The organism is Halarchaeum acidiphilum MH1-52-1 (assembly GCF_000474235.1).
Classification (GTDB): Archaea; Halobacteriota; Halobacteria; order Halobacteriales; family Halobacteriaceae; genus Halarchaeum; species Halarchaeum acidiphilum.
In genome coordinates, this window is record NZ_BATA01000057.1 from 1 (window position 1) to 17456 (window position 17456).

A 17456-nucleotide genomic window follows, 5' to 3' on the forward strand; every position below is an offset into this window, starting at 1 on the left:
CCGACCGCGGGACTTTATAGCGTGACGGACTTACGTGTCCGGCGTGGCAGCCAGCGACCGGGACGCGGACGCCGACTACCTGCGCTTCTTCCCGAAGCCCTCGCCGTACGACAATCAGCGCGAGGCGATGGACCGCATCCGGGACGCCCTCGACGAGGAGCGCGACGTGCTCTTCGAGGGGGCGTGCGGGACGGGAAAGACGCTCGCGTCGCTCGCGCCCGCGCTCGATCACGCGCGCGAGGAGGACAAGACGGTCGTCATCACGACGAACGTCCACCAGCAGATGCGCCAGTTCGTCCGCGACGCCCGCGAGATCCACGCGGGCGAACCCATCCGCGCCGTCGTCTTCCGCGGGAAGGGGTCGATGTGTCACATCGACGTCGACTATCAGGAGTGTCAGGTGCTCCGAGACAACACGTACGAGGTCGCGGAGACGGAGCGCGACAAACGCCAGCTCGAACGGCGACAGGAGGACCTACTGGACGCGGCCCGGGAGGGCGACGACGACGCCGCGGAGGCGCGAAGCGCGATCGTGGACGAGCTGGAGGCGCTCGACGCGGAACTCGAGGACCTCCGCGAGCAGAACGTCTGCGAGCGCTACTACGAGAACCTCACGACGGACTCTGACGAGTTCGTCTCGTGGCTCTACGACGACGTCCGCACGCCCGACGACGTCTACGACTACGCGGAGGAGAACGGTCTCTGCGGCTACGAGCTCCTGAAGGACGCGATGGAGGGCGTCGACCTCGCGGTGTGCAACTACCACCACCTGCTCGATCCGGGCATTCGCGCGCAGTTCTTCCGGTGGCTCGATCGCGACCCCGAGGACGTCGTCGTCGTCTTCGACGAGGCGCACAACGTCGAGGACGCGGCGCGCGATCACGCCTCGCAAGCGCTCACGGAGCACACGCTCGACGAGGCCCTGAACGAACTCGCGGGCGAGACGGAGACCGACGCACGCGCCGAGTACGCCGAAAACGTCCTCGGCGCGTTCCGCGACGCGCTCGTGGAGACGTACGGGGCGGAGATCGGCCCGCACGGTGACGGCCCGCGCTCCTTCGATGCCGTCGGGGAGAACTGGGAAGACGTCCCGGTCGCGAACGACGACACGCGCGACGACCTGACGCTCGCGTTCCTCCGGGCCTACGAGGGGCGCGGGATCGGGAAGGACCTCGACGCCGCGATCTCGCTCGGCGAGGACGTAGACGAGGCGTACGAGGACGCCTATCGGAACGGCGAGGCGACGACCCGCGAGGAGTGTCAGACCCTGCAAGCGGCGGAGTTCGTGGACGCCTACCTGACGGATGGCGACGCGCTCGGGCAGTATCCGACGACCGCGGTGCGGCGCGACGCGGGGACGAACGAGGTGTACGGCCGCGCGGAACTCTACACCTGTATCCCGCGCGACGTCACGTCGGACCTCTTCGACGCCGTGCACGCGAGCGTGCTGATGTCGGCGACGCTCCGGCCGTTCGACGTCACCGGAGAACTCCTCGGGCTGGAGGATCCCGTGACGATGGCCTACGGACTCGAATTTCCGGAGGAGCGTCGCCGGACGTTCGCTGTCGATACGGAGCCGCTGTTCGCCTCGAATCGCGACGATCCCGAGGTGCAAGAGGAGGTCGCGGGCGTGCTCGCGGACGCCGCGACGTTCAGCGCGGGGAGTTCGATACTCTTCTTCCCGAGCTACGGCGAGGCCGAGCGCTACCACGACCTCTTGGCGAACCGCGTCGGCGCCGACGCGACGCGCTACCTCGATCGGCCCGGCGAGCCGGTCGAATCGCTTCGCGAGCGCTTCGCCGCGGACGATTCGGGCGTGCTGTTCACGTCGCTCTGGGGGACGCTCGCGGAGGGCGTGAGCTTCGAGGGGGACGACGCTCGGACCGTCGCGGTCGTCGGCGTCCCCTACCCCCGCCTCGACGCCCGCGCGGAGGCCGTGCAGGACGCCTACGACGAGGCGTTCGCGAAACCGGACGCCGGGTGGACGTACGGCGTGGAGATCCCGACGGTCCGCAAGACCAGACAGGCGCTCGGGCGCGTCATCCGCTCGCCGGACGACTACGGCGTCCGGATGCTCGTCGATCGGCGCTACACGAGCGAGTCGCGGACGAAGATGCGCAAGTACAGCGTGAACGGGTCGTTCCCGGCGGAGGAGCGCGCGGAGATGATCGACGTCGGTCCCGACAAACTGAAATTCGCGACGCTGAACTTCTACGGCGACATGGACGCGTGGGGGCCGGAGGGACCGCCGGCGCCGTGAGCGGCCGGCGTTCTCGACGACGACCCCATCGAGGAAGTTCGAGACGTCCGGGAGCGGACGTGAGGGTCTTCCCCGACACGAGCGCCTTCGTGGCCGTCAGTCCTCCACTCGCGCTTCTTCGCCCGCGAGCATCTCGATCACCTGCATGACGCCGGAGTTGTCGTCGCGGCCCATCCCGTTCTCCTCCATGCTCTTGTAGAGTTCGTGGGCCATCTCGGTGGCGGGCATGGGGGCGCCGTACGTCTCGCCGCGTCGGTGGCGATCCGGAGGTCCTTGTACTGGTAGGACGCGAAGAAGCCGGGATCGAAGTCGCCGCGGATCATGTCGGGCGCGCGGTTGTCGAGCGTCCAGCAGCCCGCGGCGCCGCCCGAGATCGCGTCGACGACGGCTTCGAGGTCCGCGCCGGCCTTCTGCGCGAAGACGAGCGCCTCGCTGACGCTCACCATCTGGGCGGCGACGACGATCTGATTGCAGGCCTTCGTGGTTTGGCCGGCGCCGCTCGGCCCGCAGTGCGTGACCGTCTCGCCCATGACCTCGAAGAACTCGGTACAGGCCTCGAAGACGGCGGGATCGCCGCCGACCATGATGGAGAGGGTGCCCTCGATGGCGCCCGACTCGCCGCCGCTGATCGGCGCGTCGAGCATGTCCACGCCCATCTCGGCGAGGTCCGACGCGATCGCTTCCGTCTCGACGGGGTTGATCGTGGAGTGATCGACGTAGACGTCGCCCTCGCTGAGGCCCGCCATGAGACCGTCTTCGCCGCGGACGATCTCCTCGACGACGGGCGTGTCGGGGAGGCAGGTGAGGACGACCTCGCAGCGTTCGGCGACCTCCTCGGGCGTGTCCGCGCGCTCGCCGCCGTGCGCGACGAGCGCCTCCTCCGGCTCGTCCGAGCGGTTGTGGCCGACGACGTCGTAGCCGGCGTCGAGGAGGTTCTTCGCCATCGGGAGACCCATGATTCCGAGACCGACGAAACCGATCGTGCGTGACATACCCGCTAGATCGGAGAGCGGTACCAAAAGTCTTGGACCCTAGGCGGGCAGCGAGACCGTTTCGATGCGTTCGCCGTGGCGGGCGTCGTAGAGTTCCAGCTCCTCGACGGTCCACGTCACGGGATCGAAGTCGTGCGATCGCACGCGCTCGCGGGCGCGAGACGAACCGTCGCGGGCGAGGGTGACGTGCGGGACGTAGTCGTCGCCTTCGAGACCGTCGACGCCGCCGAGTTCGGCGACGAGTCGGCGGTGGACGCGTTCGAGACCCGGGCTTTCGACGGCGAGGTAGACGAGCGGTCCGGGACCGCGTGCGGGTTCCTCGAAGACGCCGGTCTCGCTCACGCGCGCCTCGAAGGCGGGCGCGCCGCGGAGGGCGGCCTTCGCGTCGCGGGCGGCGCGGAGGTACTCGCGCCGATCGTCGGCGTCGAGGCGCTTCGCGACGAGCGTCGTCTCGCGCGTCTCGCGGACGCGTTCGAAGCCGGTCAGGAGGGGACGGAAGTCGCGGACGAGGGCGCGGATCGCGGGCGGGAGGGGGACGCCGACGCTGTACACGCCCGCGTCGTAGGGTGCGGGTGCGTATCCCCCTTTCCGTCGCGCCGTGTGGTGTGCCTTCTCGTGTCAGTCAAGTGTTGCAGGGTCGAAAGCCCTTAATATCGACACCGGGCAATAGACGGGCAACGATGTCGCGGCTCGTCGCTCCCACGTTCGCCTTCTCCGGGAGCAACGCGGCCGGCCGACGACGGCGACGACCGGGGTCCCCTTAGACCCCACCACACCTATTCCCCCGGATTCGAGGTTCGCCCCGCGAACCCCCGCGTATCGTCGCCCGATCACCGTTCCACACACACATCACACACATCATGTCCGACAACGAGACTGTCGCGCTCGCCTTCTCCGGCGGACTCGACACCACGGTCTGCGTCCCGCTGCTGAAAGAGGAGTACGGCTACGACGACGTCATCGGCGTCACCGTCGACGTCGGCCAACCCGAGGAGGAGTTCGAGGAGGCCTACGAGACCGCGGAGGCGCTCGGTCTCGAACACTACGTCGTCGACGCCACCGAGGAGTTCGCGGAGGTCTGCTTCGACGCGGTCGGCGCGAACGCCGACTACGAGGGCTATCCGCTCGGGACCGCGCTCGCGCGCCCCGTCATCGCGAACGCGATTCTGGACGTCGCCGAGGAGCACGACTGTACGGGCCTCGCGCACGGCTGCACCGGAAAGGGCAACGACCAACTGCGCTTCGAGGCCGTCTGGCGCGCCACCGACATGGAGGTCATCGCGCCCGTCCGCGAGATGGGTCTCACCCGCGAGTGGGAGATCGACTACGCCGACGAGAAGGACCTGCCCGTCGAGGCCGGCGATGGGGGCACGTGGTCGATCGACACGAACCTCTGGAGTCGCTCCATCGAGGGCGGCCAGCTCGAAGACCCCGGCTACGTCCCCCCCGAGGACATCTACGAGTGGACGAGCCAGCCCTCCGACGAGACGGAACTCGTCGAGATCGCCTTCGAGGCGGGCGTTCCCAAGACGGTCGACGGCGAGGAGATGGACCCCGTCGCGATCATCGAGCACCTGAACGAGCTCGCCGGCTCCTACGGCGTCGGGCGCTCCGATCTGATGGAGGACCGCATCCTCGGCCTGAAGGTGCGCGAGAACTACGAGCACCCGGCGGCGACGACGCTCCTCGCGGCCCACGAGGCGCTCGAAGGCCTCGTCCTGACGAAGGAGGAGCGCGACTTCAAGGGGACCGTGGACGAGGAGTGGTCCCAGCAGGCCTACGAGGGCTTACTCGATTCGCCGCTGATGGACTCGCTCGACGCCTACCTGATGCAGGCGAACGCGAAGGTCACTGGGACCGTGACGATCAAGTTCGACGGCGGGCAGGCCCGTCCGGTCGCCCGCGAGAGCGAGTACGCGGTCTACTCGGAGGAGGCGGCCTCGTTCAACACGGAGACCGTCATGGGCATCGAGCAGGCGGACGCGACGGGCGTCGCGAAGTATCACGGCTTCCAAGCGCGCCTCGCGCGCGACGCGGAGGAGAAGGCGAAGCCGGATCTGGAGGACGAGTAACGATGAGCGACGGCGAGGCCGAAGGCGGGGAGACGGTGGTGCGCCGCGAGCGCTTCGCGGGCGGTCCCGCGCGTTCGTTCCTCTCCTCGATGGCGTTCGACGACCGGTTGTTCGCCGCGGACCTCGCCGTCGACCGCGCGCACGTGGTGATGCTCGCCGAGCAGGGCATCGTGGACGCCGGCGACGCGGGCGCGATCCTCGACGCGCTCGACGAGATCGAGGACGCGGGCTTCGACGCGCTCCCCGACGGCGAGGACGTCCACGAGGCCATCGAGACGGCGGTCATCGAGCGCGTCGGAGCCGCGGGCGGTCGGATGCACACGGCGCGTTCGCGCAACGACGAGGTCGCGACGTGCCTGCGCTACGAGTACCGCGAGACGCTCCTCGGCGCGATCGAGACGACGGTCGCGGCCCGCGAGGCGCTCTGCGAGGTCGCGGAGGCGGAGCGCGAGACGGTGATGCCGGGGTACACGCACCTCCAGCCCGCTCAGCCGACGACGGTGGCGCACTGGGCGCTCTCCTACGAGGCGGCGCTCGCGCGCGACACCGAGCGGCTGTTCGACGCGTACGCGCGGACGAACCGTTCGCCGCTGGGCGCGGCGGCGTTCGCGGGGACGCCGTTCGACGTGGACCGCGAGCGCGTCGCGGAGCTGCTCGGCTTCGACGCCGTCCTCGACAACTCGATGGACGCCGTTTCGTCGCGTGATTTCCTCGTCGAGGGATCGGCTGCGTTCGCGGGGCTGGCGACGACGCTCTCCGGGCTCGCGGAGGACCTCGTCGTGTTCGCGAACAAGGGCCTCGTCGAGTTGGACGACGACTACGCCTCGACGTCGTCGATCATGCCGCAGAAGAAGAACCCGGACACGCTCGAACTGGTGCGTTCGACGGCGGGCGACGCCTACGGCGGTCTCACCGGATTGTTGACGACGCTGAAGGGCCTGCCGCGGGCGTACAACCGCGATCTGCAGAACGCCTCGCCGCACGCGTGGCGCGTCGCGGACGACGCGATCGAGGCGACGGACGTCGCGGCCGGCGCGGTGGCGACGGCCGAGTGGCCCGCGTCCGACCTCGAAGACGCGGCCGGCGAGGGGTTCTCGACGGCGACGGGCGTCGCGGACCTGCTCGCGATGTGCGGCCTGCCGTTCCGGACGGCGCACGAGATCGTCGCCGAGGCCGCGGAGCGCGGCGCGGATTACGACGCGCTCGATGCTGCGTGCGAGGACGTTTACGGCGAGGGCATCGAGGCGCTGGTCGAGCGCGAGGCCGTGGAGGCGGCGCTCGATCCCGCGGAGAGCGTGGCGTCGCGCGACTCGGCGGGCGGGCCGGCGCCCGAGGCCGTCGCGGAGACGCTCGCGGCGGCGCTGGACGGCTGTGCGACGGACACGGACCGGACGGGCGCGCTCGCGGCCGATCTGGAGGCCGCGCGGGACGCGCTCGCGGCGGAGGTCACCGATTATGCGTGAGCGAGGACGACCGCGACGGGGACCGCTGCGACGACCGCCGGCACCCCTCGCACCGCCGCCCCGACGGGGGCGACGAATACATGTCCCCTATCTGTGGGGTCGGTTCCCTCATTCGCCCGGTCGCGCATCTCGCGCCGATAGGGACCGGTCTGCACTATTGTAATTCTTCTGTTAAGTTCGCCAGCTATAAGGTAGTGGACGGAGAAGCGTGAATCGCAATGACCGAATGCATCCAGTGCGGTGCGGACATCGACCTGCACGACGACCTCGAAGTCGGCGAAATCGTCGATTGTGGCACGTGTGGCGCCGAGCTCGAAGTGACGGACGTCGACCCGGTGACGCTCGAAGAGGCGCCCGAGCTCGCCGAGGACTGGGGGGAATAAGGGGATGGTGACGACGCACACGGGGTGGTTCGCGTGAAGGTCGGCCTCCTCTACTCGCGCATCCGGAAGGACGAGAAGCTCCTGCTCGGCGAGCTCCGCGACCGGGACCACGACGTCGAGAAGGTCGACGTCCGGAAGCAACAGTTCGGCGTGGGGAACCCGCCGGAGGCGCTCGCCGCGTGTGACGTCGTCCTCGATCGGTGTCTGGCGACCTCGCGGAGCAAGTACGCGACGACGTTCTGCGAGTCCTACGGGGTCCCCGTCGTCAACAGCGCGTCGACGGCGGACGTCTGCGCCGACAAGGCGAAGACGAGCGTGAAACTCGACGCCGCGGGCGTGCCGACGCCGGCGACGACCGTCGCCTTCGACGTCGACTCGGCGATGGCGGCCATCGAATCCTACGGGTATCCCTGCGTCATCAAGCCCGTCGTCGGGTCGTGGGGCCGCCTCCTCGCGAAGATCGAATCGGAGAGCGCGGCCGAGGCGATCCTCGAACACAAGAAGACGCTCGGGCACTACGAGCACTCGGTCTTCTACGTGCAGGAGTTCGTGGAGAAACCGGGTCGCGATCTGCGCGTGTTGACCCTCGACGGCGAGCCGATCGCGGCGATGGCGCGCTCCTCCGAGCACTGGCTGACGAACGCCGCGAAGGGCGCGGAGGTCACGGAGTACGAGATTCCCGACGAGGTCGCGGCCCTCGCCCGCGCGGCGAGCGACGCGGTCGGCGGCGGCCTGCTCGGCGTGGACGTCATGGAGACCGGTGATGGGTACACCGTCCCCGAAGTCAACCACACGGTCGAGTTCAAGGCGCTGAACGACGCCGTGGAGGCGGACGTCCCCGCGGCGGTCGTCGACTGGCTGGAGACGAAGGCCGACGCGGAGGTGTCGGCATGACGTCGGCGAGCGTCGTCGGCGGCAGCGGCTTCACGGGCGGCGAGATGCTCCGTCTCGTCGCCGGCCACCCCGAGTTCGAGGTCGCGCAGGCGACGAGTCGCGAGTACGCGAACAAGACGGTCGGCTCCGTCCACCCGAACCTCCGCGGGCTTGACCTGCGCTTCGTCGCGCCAGACGATCTGGAGTCCGTGGACGTCCTCTTCGTCTGCACGCCCCACGGCGTGACGATGGAGCACATCGAGGAGTACCGCGACCTCGCCGAGACGGTCGTCGACCTCTCGGCGGACTTCCGTCTCCCCGACGCCGACCTTTATGATACCTGGTACGACGGCCACGTCGCGCCCGAGCACCTCGCGGACGCCGAGTACGCGCTCCCCGAGTTGAACCGCGAGAACCTCGCGGGCGCGGACCTCATCGCCTCCGGCGGGTGTAACGCGACCTCGACGATCCTCGGCCTGAAGCCGCTCGTCGACACCGGGATCCTCACGCCCGACGATCAGGTGGTCGTCGACGTGAAAGTGGGGTCCTCGGAGGGCGGCGCGGGCGGCGGCGCGGCGTCCAGCCACCCGGAGCGTTCGGGGGTCGTGCGCCCGTACGCGCCGACGAGTCACCGCCACGAGGCCGAAATCGAGGCCTACCTCGGCCTGCAGGTCTCCTTCACGGTGCACGCCGTGGACATGGTGCGCGGGTCGGCGGCGACCTGTCACGTCTACCCAGAGTCGATGCCGGAGACGAAGGACCTCTGGGGGGCGTACCGGGAGACGTACGACGAGGAGCCGTTCGTCCGCCTCGTCGCCGGCGGCTCCGGCGTGTATCGCTACCCCGAACCGAAGGCGGTCGCGGGGTCGAATCACGCGGAGGTCGGCTTCGAGCGCGACGAGCGCAACGACCGCGTCGTCGCGTTCAGCGCCATCGACAACATGATGAAGGGCTCGGCCGGGCAGGCGCTCCACGCGGCGAACGTCGCGCTCGGCTTCGAGGAGACGGCGGGATTGGAGTTCACGGGCCTGCATCCCGTGGGGAGTCCGTAGATGTCCGGCGCGGAGTTCGTCTTCGGGTCGAAGCCGATCGACATCGACTCGGGTTCGGGCGTCACCCTCACGGACGATGAGGGCAACGACTACCTCGACTTCGGGGCGTCCTACGCCTGCGCGCCGCTCGGGCACTCGCATCCGGACGTCACGGACGCGGTCGCCGAGCAGGCCGCGGAGTTGACGTACGTGCAAGGCTCCTACCCCGTGGACGTGCGGACGTCCCTCTACGACCGGGTCGCGGCGCTCGCGCCCGGCGACTGCGAGAGGGCGTGGCTCGCCAACTCGGGGACGGAGGCGAACGAGGCGGCGCTGAAGTTCGCGCGCCACGCGACGGGGCGCTCGAAGATCGTCGCGACGATGCAGGCCTTCCACGGCCGGACGATGGGCGCGCTCGCGGCGACGTGGAAGGACGAGTACAAGGAGGGCTTCGGCCCGCTCGCCGGCGACGTCGAGTTCGTCCCGTACGGCGATTTCGAGAGTATGACCGACGCCGTCGACGAGGAGACCGCGGCGGTCATCGTCGAACCGATTCAGGGCGAGGGCGGCGTCAACCCCGCGCCCGAGGGCTACCTCGGGCACGTCCGCGACGTGACGGACGAGGCGGGCGCGGCGTTCATCGCCGACGAGATCCAGACGGGCGTCGGGCGCACCGGCGACCTCTGGGCGGTCGAGGGCGCGGGCGTCACGCCCGACATCGTCACGGCCGCGAAGGGCATCGCGAACGGCCTGCCGATGGGCGTGACGATGGTCCGCGAGTGGATCGCCGCGGACGCCGGCAACCACGGCTCGACGTTCTCCGGCGGTCCGGTCCCCTGCGCGGCGGCGAACGCCACGCTGGAGACGCTCGTCGCCGAGGACCTGCCCGGTAACGCCGCCGACGTGGGCGCGTCGTTCCGCGAGTCGCTCGACGCCCTCGCCGACGAGACGGGCGCGATCCGCGACGTCCGCGGGCGCGGTCTCATGGTCGGCGTCGAGGTGAAGACGGGCGCGAACCCCGTCATCGGACAGCTCGCGATGAACCACGGGATCCTCGCGCTGCCGGCGGGGCGGACGGTCGTCCGCTTCCTCCCGCCGCTGACCGTCACCGAGGAGCACACCGCGCAGGTCGTCGAGGCGCTGCGCGACGTCCTATGAGCGCGACGGACACCGGCGCGCACGAGCGGACCGAGGCCCGCGAACTCCTCTCCGACCTCGTGGCGACGCCCTCGGTCTCGGGCGACGAAGCGGCGGTCGCGGAGCGCCTCGTCGACTTCTTCGCGTCGCACGGCCGCGAGGCGTACCGTGACGACGTGGGCAACGTCCGCGCGCCCGGCGACGACGGCGTCCTCCTGACGAGCCACATGGACACCGTCCCCGGCGACATCGAGGTGCGCGAGGCGGACGGCGAACTGTGGGGGCGCGGCGCCTGCGACGCGAAGGGACCGCTCGCCTCGATGGCGGTCGCGGCGGCCGAGACGGGCGCGAGCTTCGTCGGCGTCGTCGGCGAGGAGACGACGTCGCTCGGCGCGCGCCACCTCGTGGAGACCCGCGACGCGCCGGACGCCGTGATCAACGGCGAGCCTTCCGGCTGGGACGCCGTGACGCTCGGCTATCGCGGGTTCGTGACGGGCGCGTTCACGGCGGAGACGCCGTCGGCGCACACCTCGCGGCCGGGACCGAACGCCCTCGAGTACGCGATGGACTGGTGGCACGACGTCGAGGCGGCCTTCGAGACGGAGGGCGAGTCCGCCGTCTTCGAGCAGGTGACGACGAAGCCCGTCGGGATGGACGGCGGCGTCACGGCGGACGGCCTCGCGTTCGAGTCGTCCGTGGACGCCCAGTTCCGCGTGCCGCCGTCGTGGACCATCGACGAAGTGGCGGAGACGGCCGAGGACTGCCTCCCGACGTACGTCGGCGAGGAGGCGTCGGTCGGCGTGGAGTGGACGGACTCCATCCCGCCCGTGATGGCGTCGCCGCGCAACGCGGTGGCGGCGGCGCTGCGCGCGGGCGTCCGCGCCGAGGGCGGCGAGACGACGCACCTCCGGAAGACCGGAACGAGCGACATGAACATCTATCACGGGGCGTGGGACTGCCCGATGGCGACCTACGGGCCGGGCGACTCGTCGCTCGACCACGCGCCGGACGAACGCATCGACCTCGCGGAATACGACCGCGGCGTCGCCGTGCTGACGGCGGCCGCCGAGAGGCTGACAGCATGAACCTCATCGACATCGACGACTTCGACGTCCCGCAGTTGCATCGCGTCCTCGACACCGCCGCGGCCCTGAAGGCGGGCGAGGAGGAGCCACCGGAGCGCCTCGACGGGGCGAGCCTCGGGATGCTCTTCGAGCGCCCGAGCACGCGGACGCGGGTGTCCTTCGAGGTCGGCATGACCGAACTCGGCGGCCACGCGGTCTTCCTCGGCAAGGACGACATCCAGCTGGGGCGTGGCGAGCCGATCAAGGACACGGCGCGCGCGCTCTCCGGTTACGTCGACGGCGTGATGGCGCGCGTGAAGACCCACGAGGACATGCTCGAGCTCGCGGAGTACGCGGACGTCCCCGTGATCAACGGGCTGTCGAGCGAGGCCCACCCCGCGCAGATCGTGGCGGACCTCCTCACCATCCGCGAGCACTGCGGCTTCGAGGACACCACGGTCGCGTGGGTCGGCGACGGCAACAACGTCGGCGCGTCCTTCCTCGTCGGCGCGGCGATGGTCGGTCTCGACGTCACCGCCGCGACGCCCGAGGGGTACGAGTTCGCCGCGGACGCGGTCGAGCGCGCGAAGGGATACGACGGCGACGTGACGGTCGGCCACGACCCCGACGCGGCCGTCGAGGGTGCCGACGTCGTCTACACGGACGTCTGGGTGAGCATGGGCGAGGAAGAGCAGAGAGAGGAGAAGGTCGCGGACTTCGCGGGATTCCAGCTGAACGAGGAGCTGCTCGCGAACGCCGACGACGCCCGCGTGATGCACTGTCTGCCCGCGCATCGCGGCGAGGAGATCACGGACGACGTGATGGAGTCGGATCGCGAACTCATCTGGGCGCAGGCGGAGAACCGCCTGCACGGACAGAAGGGCCTGCTCGTCGAGATTCTGTGAGGTAGGTGCGGTGTTTATAGCGCTCGGGCGCGTACCCGAGCGGCGATGCCGACCGAAGGGGGACGCGTCCGGGACGCGCTCGTCCCGGCCGTCCAGCGCCTGCCGGAGCTACTGTATCGCGGGCCGAACGAACGCGATCGGCCGCTGACGGCCGCGAGCAGCGGTGCACCGCGGGTCTGTGGCCACGACCGGGAACCATTCGAGGACGGCGAGATCGCGTGGGGAGCGGACGTCATCCACCCGGCGGACCGCGAGACGGCGTGGCTGGACGTGCAGCGCGCGGTGGACGCGGGCGAGGAGTACGACGTGACGTACCGGATCGTCACCGCGAACGACGAGACGCGGTGGGTCCGCGACCGAGGCGAGGGGCTCGACGACGGGACGCTCTCGGGGTACGTCGAGGACGTGACGCGGCTGAAGGAGCGCGAGGAGCGCCTCGCGACCGAACTCGACGAGACGTTCGAGCGCGTCTCGGACGCCTTCTTCGCGCTCGACGACGAGTGGCGGTTCACCTACGTCAACGAGCGCGCGGCGACCGTGCTGGACCGCGACGCCGAGGAGCTGCTCGGGGCCGGCGTTCGGGCGGCCTTCGAGAACGGCGATGCCTTCCGGCGCCAGTACGAGCGCGCGATGGCGACGCAGGAGCCGGTGACGTTCACCGCGCACTACGAGCCGCTGGACGCGCACTTCGAGGTGAGCGCGTACCCCTCGGAGACCGGTCTCTCCGTCTACTTCCGCGACGTGAGCGAGCGCGTCGAGCGCGAGCGGCGCTTGGAGTGCCACGAGGCGATCGTCGAGACGGTGTGGGACGGCGTCTACGCGGTCGACGGCGACGACCGGTTCACGCTCGTGAACGACGCGTACTGTGACCTGCTCGGCGTCGAGCGCGAGGACGTGCTCGGCCGGCCGGCGGTGGACGTCGTCGGCGATGGCATCACCTCGGAAGCGCGGCGGTTCACCGAGGAGATGCGCGCGAACGAGCGCGAGGAGGCGACGATCTCGTTCGCGATCGAGCGCGACGGCGAGACGCGACAGGTCGAGGTCCGATTCGGGCCGTTCACCGACGGCGGTCGCGTCGGCGTGCTGCGGGACGTGACCGAGCGCCGGGATCGCCGCCGGCAGCTGCGTCGGCAGCGCGAACGGCTGCGCGGACTGGTCGAGTTGTACGACGTGGCGAGCGACGTCTCGAACGCGGTCGTCGAGCAGACGACGCGTCCGGACATCGAGGAGCGGGTCGTCGAGGAGCTGACGGACGGGCCGTACGCGGCCGCGTGGATCGGCCGAACGGCCGGGACGGACGTGACGTGCGTCGCGTCGGTGGGATCGTCGGTCGCTCCGGAGCCGGACGACGCGTTCGTCCGGACCGCCGTTCGCGAGGGACGCGTCGTGACGACGGAATCGGCGGGCGACGGTGTGTCCCGGGCGAACGCGCGGAGCGACGGCGGCGACGGCGCGTCTGCCGGTGCGGTGCCGATCAGCTACGAGGGCGGGACGTACGGCGTGCTGGTGGTGTGTGCGGAGCGTCGGGACGCGTTCCGCGAGGCGGAGCGGACGGTGCTGAACCGGCTCGGGCGAACCGTCGGGCACGCCTTCGCGGCGCTCGACCGGCGCGCGGCGCTGGTGAGCGACCACGTCGTGCAGGTCGAATACCGCTCGCGGGAGCCGGCGTCGTTCAGCATGGAGAGCGATGCCGGGCGCTTCCGCTTCGAGCGGACCGTGGCGACGGGAGAGGACGAGTACGTCCACTACGTTCGCGTGTACGGGGTGGATCGAGCGGACGCGCTCGCGGCGTTCGCGGACGCGTCGACGTACGAGAGCACGCGCGTCGTCGAGGAGGGAGACGAGGGCGGGGTGTTGATCGAGACTCGATCGGCGGACGCGCCGATCACGTCGGTGGTGACGAGTCACGGCGGCCGTCTCCGATCCGTCAGCCTCGGGTCGGACGGCGCGCGGCTCACCGCCGAGTTCCCGCAGGGCGTCGATCTGCGGACGGCGACCGAGTCGATCCGGGACGAGCTTCCCGACGCCGAGCTCGTCGCGCAGCGGTCGGTGGTGCGCGAGGGCGACATCGAGGCCCCGCGAGCGGACGCCGTCGGGCGGCTCACCGACCGCCAGCGCGCGGCGTTCGAGGCCGCGTACTACGGCGGGTACTTCGAGTGGCCGCGCGACAGCACCGCGGAGGAGCTGGCGAACGCGATGGACGTCTCCGCGCCGACGTTCCATCAGCACTTGCGCGCGGCCGAGCGGAAGCTACTCGGCGAGTTTGCGGAGTGAGTGGTTCTCCCTTCCGTCAGAACCACTATCTGCGAACGGGGAGACCCGTGAGCGGGCCGCGGGGCTTCCGGGGGGAGACGAACGAGGATCCGATTGATAGCTACCCGTTGAAGGCGTCGTCGAGGACGAACTCCCAGACGCCGAATGCGAGGACGGCGAGCGCGTAGCAGGCGGCCTGCACCGGCGTCGTCCGCCACGGGACGGGGGCGACGAACGCGACGAAGACGGCCAGCGCGAGGAGACAGACGCCGAGGAGGAGCGTGGCCCGGCGGCGGTCGAGATCACCGAACACGCTCACCACCCCGGCTTGCGCGATTCGGCACCGTCGGCGCGCCGAAAGAGGACGAGTCCGACGAGCGCGACGGCGAGACAGGCGGCGAGGAGGACGGGCCGCGCGAGGCCGTGGCGGACGACGAGGAGCGTCGCACCGACCGCACCGAGCGCGACGCAGAGGACGGCGGCGACGCGGACGCGCGTGGCAGTCTGCACGTCTAACGTGTCGCGATGAGGACACCTAAACGTTCGCACGGCGCGTCTCCGTCCCCTATATGGTCGTTCGGGTGCGAACCCGGATATGGTCGATCTGGAACTCGGCGGCGAAACGCCCGCGGAGGCGACGGACGGCGTCTGGCTGGCGTGCGTGGCGTGCGGCGAGACGGTCGCGCCCTACGACGACGTGGTCTATCGGTGTCCCGACTGCGACGGTCTCCTCGAAGTTCGCTACGACGAGTACCCGACGTTCGACGACTTCGAGGGCGTCGGCGTCTGGCGCTACGCGGACGCCCTCCCCCTGAACGAGGGCGTCTCGATTCGGGAGGGGAACACGCCGCTGTACACGGTGCCGGAGATCGAGGCCGACGTCGACGTCGCGGACGTCCGCGTGAAACACGAGGGAATGAACCCGACGGGCGCGTTCAAGGACCGCGGGATGACGGTCGGCGTGAAGGTCGCCGAGCGCCTCGGCGTCGATCGCCTCGCGTGCGCGTCCACCGGGAACACCTCGGCGGCGCTGGCGTGCTACGGGGCGCGCGCGGACACCGAGGTGCTCGTCCTCCTGCCCGCGGGGAAGGTCGCGGCGGGGAAGGTCGCGCAGGCCGCGCTCCACGGCGCGCGCATCCTCGAAGTTGAGGGCAACTTCGACGCGTGCCTCGACGTCGTCGCGGAACTCGCGGCGCGCGGCGAGGCGTACCTGCTCAACTCGATCAATCCGTTCCGATTGGAGGGCCAGAAGACGATCGGTCTCGAGATCCTCGAACAGTCGAAGCGCGAGACGGGCGAGTGGCCGGATCGGATCGTCCTTCCCGTGGGTAACGCGGGTAACACGGCGGCGCTCTACAAGTGCTTCCGCGAACTCGTCGAGGCCGGCGCGATGGCCGAAGACGAGATGCCGGCGCTCACGGGCGTGCAGGCCGAGGGCGCGGCGCCGATGGTCGAGGCCGTCCGCGAGGGCCGTGAGGAGGTCCGGCGCTGGGAGGAGGTCGAGACGCGCGCGACGGCCATCCGCATCGGCAATCCGGTGAACGCGCCGAAGGCCCTGCCCGGGGTGCGCGCGACGGGCGGCACCGCGGTCGCGGTCTCGGACGACGAGATCACGGACGCACAGCGCGCGCTGGCGCGTGACGGCGTGGGCGTCGAGCCGGCGTCCGCGGCGTCCGTCGCGGGGCTGACGAAGCTCCGCCGCGAGGGCGAGATCGACGACGACGAGCAGGTCGTCTGTCTCACGACCGGCCACCTGCTGAAGGACCCCGACGCGGCGGCCGCGGCGGGCGGCGACACGACGCCCGTACCGGCGGACGCGGACGGCGTGCTCGACGTGCTCTGAGGTGGACGTGGACCGGTCGCCGCGGCGGGTGCTCGTTGCGTGCACGGGAGCGTACTTCGCGGTCCGCGCGGGCCAGCTCGCGCTCAGTCCCGTACTTCCGGCGGTCGTCGACGACCTCGGGCTGTCGACGGCGAGCGTGGGGCTGGCGCTGACGGCGATGTGGCTCGCGTACGCGGCGGCGCAGCTTCCGAGCGGCCTGCTCGCGGCGCGCCTCGGCGGTCGACGGACGGTGACGATCTCGCTGATCGGCGTCGCAGTCGGCACCGCGTGCGTCTCGTTCGCGGGATCGACGGTGGCTCTCGTCGCTGCGGTGGCGTTGATCGGCGCCGCGGCCGGTCTCTACTACAACGCGGGGGCGAGCCTGCTCGCGATGGCGTTCGACGAGCTCGGTCAGCCGCTCGGCCTGCACAAGCTCGGGAGCCGCGGTGCCGGCGTGGTGACGCCGGTGGTCGCGGCCGGTCTGCTGGCAGCCGCCGGGTGGCGTTCGGTGCCGACGGCGACGGCGCTCGCGGCGCTCCTCGGCGTCGTCGTCGTGACTCGTGGTATCCCGGCGTCGTCCGGGACGGGGGACGCGAGGTCGCTTCGGAGCGGACTGGGAGCGGCGATCGCGGCGTTCCGGCGACCGGCGGTCGCGCGGACGACGTTGTTCACTGCCGCGGGCGAGTTCGTCGAGCAGGCCGTGCTCTCCTTCCTCCCGACGCTGTTCGTCGCTGCCCGCGGCGTGAGCGTCGGCGTCGCCGCCGGGCTCTTCGCGGTGACGTTCGTCGCCGCGGCCGCGATCGGACCTGTCGCAGGTCATCTCGCGGATCGGTACTCGGGACGAGCGCTCGCCGCCGCGACGATGGCTGGCGGCGTGCTCGGGTTCCCGGTCGTCCTCTATGCGCCGATACCCGCGCTCCCGGTCGGCGCGGCGCTGATCGGTCTCTCGATGGGGTGGACCGCGCCGTTACAGTCGCGGGTGCTCGCCGCGTTCGCGGGCGACGATCGCGACGTCGGCTTCGGGGTGTACCGAACCGTGTACCTCGCGCTCGGGTCGCTCGGGAGCGTAGTCACGGGTTCGATCGCGGCGCACGCCGGATGGGACGTCGCAGGCGTCGCCCTCGCGGCCGTGCTCGGACTCGCCGCGCTCGGACTCGCCGTCGAAGGCTAGCCGCTACCTAAAACAGCGAGAGAGTCCCGC

General features: G+C 70.6%; 16 protein-coding genes. 12 read left to right on the forward strand and 4 right to left on the reverse strand.

What is annotated here, in order from left to right; translation table 11 throughout:
• Positions 1-43 precede the first annotated feature (43 nt).
• Positions 44-2260 carry an ATP-dependent DNA helicase gene (locus tag AOZ13_RS10140; RefSeq protein ID WP_020221418.1) on the forward strand — a complete coding sequence of 739 codons (2217 nt, stop codon included), beginning with the start codon at positions 44-46 and terminating at the stop codon, positions 2258-2260.
• Positions 2261-2397: 137 nt separating this feature from the next.
• Here the strand turns inward: AOZ13_RS10140 and AOZ13_RS10145 are convergent, their stop codons facing one another.
• Both AOZ13_RS10145 and AOZ13_RS10150 read right to left on the reverse strand, forming a co-directional pair.
• Entirely contained in the window at positions 2398-3252 is an 855-nt protein-coding gene (locus AOZ13_RS10145) for an NAD(P)-dependent oxidoreductase (protein ID WP_021780500.1), read from the reverse strand.
• 39 nt (positions 3253-3291) lie between these two features.
• On the reverse strand, positions 3292-3804 hold the full coding sequence (locus AOZ13_RS10150) for a 2'-5' RNA ligase family protein (protein ID WP_021780501.1): 513 nt from the start codon (positions 3802-3804) through the stop codon (positions 3292-3294).
• Positions 3805-4112: 308 nt separating this feature from the next.
• Between AOZ13_RS10150 and AOZ13_RS10155 the strand changes: the two genes are divergently transcribed.
• From AOZ13_RS10155 to AOZ13_RS10195, 9 genes are all read left to right on the forward strand, one after another.
• Positions 4113-5324, forward strand: coding sequence for an argininosuccinate synthase (locus AOZ13_RS10155; protein WP_020222586.1), 1212 nt, complete (start codon positions 4113-4115; stop codon positions 5322-5324).
• 2 nt (positions 5325-5326) lie between these two features.
• On the forward strand, positions 5327-6787 hold the full coding sequence (gene argH / locus AOZ13_RS10160) for an argininosuccinate lyase (protein WP_021780502.1): 1461 nt from the start codon (positions 5327-5329) through the stop codon (positions 6785-6787).
• Between the two features lie 218 nt (positions 6788-7005).
• Positions 7006-7170: a lysine biosynthesis protein LysW gene (gene lysW, locus AOZ13_RS10165; RefSeq protein ID WP_020222217.1), complete on the forward strand. Its 165-nt coding sequence runs from the start codon at positions 7006-7008 to the stop codon at positions 7168-7170.
• A 33-nt stretch (positions 7171-7203) separates the two neighbouring features.
• Positions 7204-8064 carry a lysine biosynthesis protein LysX gene (lysX, locus tag AOZ13_RS10170; RefSeq protein WP_044958001.1) on the forward strand — a complete coding sequence of 287 codons (861 nt, stop codon included), beginning with the start codon at positions 7204-7206 and terminating at the stop codon, positions 8062-8064.
• Positions 8061-9095: an N-acetyl-gamma-glutamyl-phosphate reductase gene (gene argC / locus AOZ13_RS10175; protein WP_020222219.1), complete on the forward strand. Its 1035-nt coding sequence runs from the start codon at positions 8061-8063 to the stop codon at positions 9093-9095. Before lysX ends, argC begins: the two co-directional genes overlap by 4 nt.
• On the forward strand, positions 9096-10232 hold the full coding sequence (locus AOZ13_RS10180; protein WP_020222220.1) for an aspartate aminotransferase family protein: 1137 nt from the start codon (positions 9096-9098) through the stop codon (positions 10230-10232). It abuts the gene before it with no gap.
• Complete coding sequence (locus AOZ13_RS10185; RefSeq protein WP_021780503.1) at positions 10229-11296, forward strand: [LysW]-lysine hydrolase; 1068 nt, start codon at positions 10229-10231, stop codon at positions 11294-11296. The genes AOZ13_RS10180 and AOZ13_RS10185 overlap by 4 nt, the downstream gene beginning before the upstream one ends.
• A complete protein-coding gene (gene argF, locus AOZ13_RS10190; RefSeq protein ID WP_020222491.1) occupies positions 11293-12180 on the forward strand; it encodes an ornithine carbamoyltransferase in 888 nt (295 codons plus the stop codon). Before AOZ13_RS10185 ends, argF begins: the two co-directional genes overlap by 4 nt.
• Positions 12181-12225: 45 nt before the next feature.
• Positions 12226-14454 carry a bacterio-opsin activator domain-containing protein gene (locus AOZ13_RS10195; protein ID WP_021780504.1) on the forward strand — a complete coding sequence of 743 codons (2229 nt, stop codon included), beginning with the start codon at positions 12226-12228 and terminating at the stop codon, positions 14452-14454.
• A gap of 100 nt (positions 14455-14554) precedes the next feature.
• Here AOZ13_RS10195 and AOZ13_RS14220 read toward each other — a convergent pair whose 3' ends face one another.
• Entirely contained in the window at positions 14555-14752 is a 198-nt protein-coding gene (locus tag AOZ13_RS14220) for a hypothetical protein (RefSeq protein WP_020222761.1), read from the reverse strand.
• Positions 14749-14943 (reverse strand): hypothetical protein, encoded by a 195-nt coding sequence (locus tag AOZ13_RS14225; RefSeq protein WP_020222762.1) that lies wholly within the window; start codon positions 14941-14943, stop codon positions 14749-14751. Before AOZ13_RS14225 ends, AOZ13_RS14220 begins: the two co-directional genes overlap by 4 nt.
• An 85-nt stretch (positions 14944-15028) precedes the next feature.
• Between AOZ13_RS14225 and thrC the strand changes: the two genes are divergently transcribed.
• Both thrC and AOZ13_RS10215 read left to right on the forward strand, forming a co-directional pair.
• Positions 15029-16276 carry a threonine synthase gene (gene thrC / locus AOZ13_RS10210; protein ID WP_021780506.1) on the forward strand — a complete coding sequence of 416 codons (1248 nt, stop codon included), beginning with the start codon at positions 15029-15031 and terminating at the stop codon, positions 16274-16276.
• A gap of 1 nt (position 16277) precedes the next feature.
• Complete coding sequence (locus AOZ13_RS10215; RefSeq protein WP_021780507.1) at positions 16278-17426, forward strand: MFS transporter; 1149 nt, start codon at positions 16278-16280, stop codon at positions 17424-17426.
• Positions 17427-17456 lie beyond the last annotated feature (30 nt).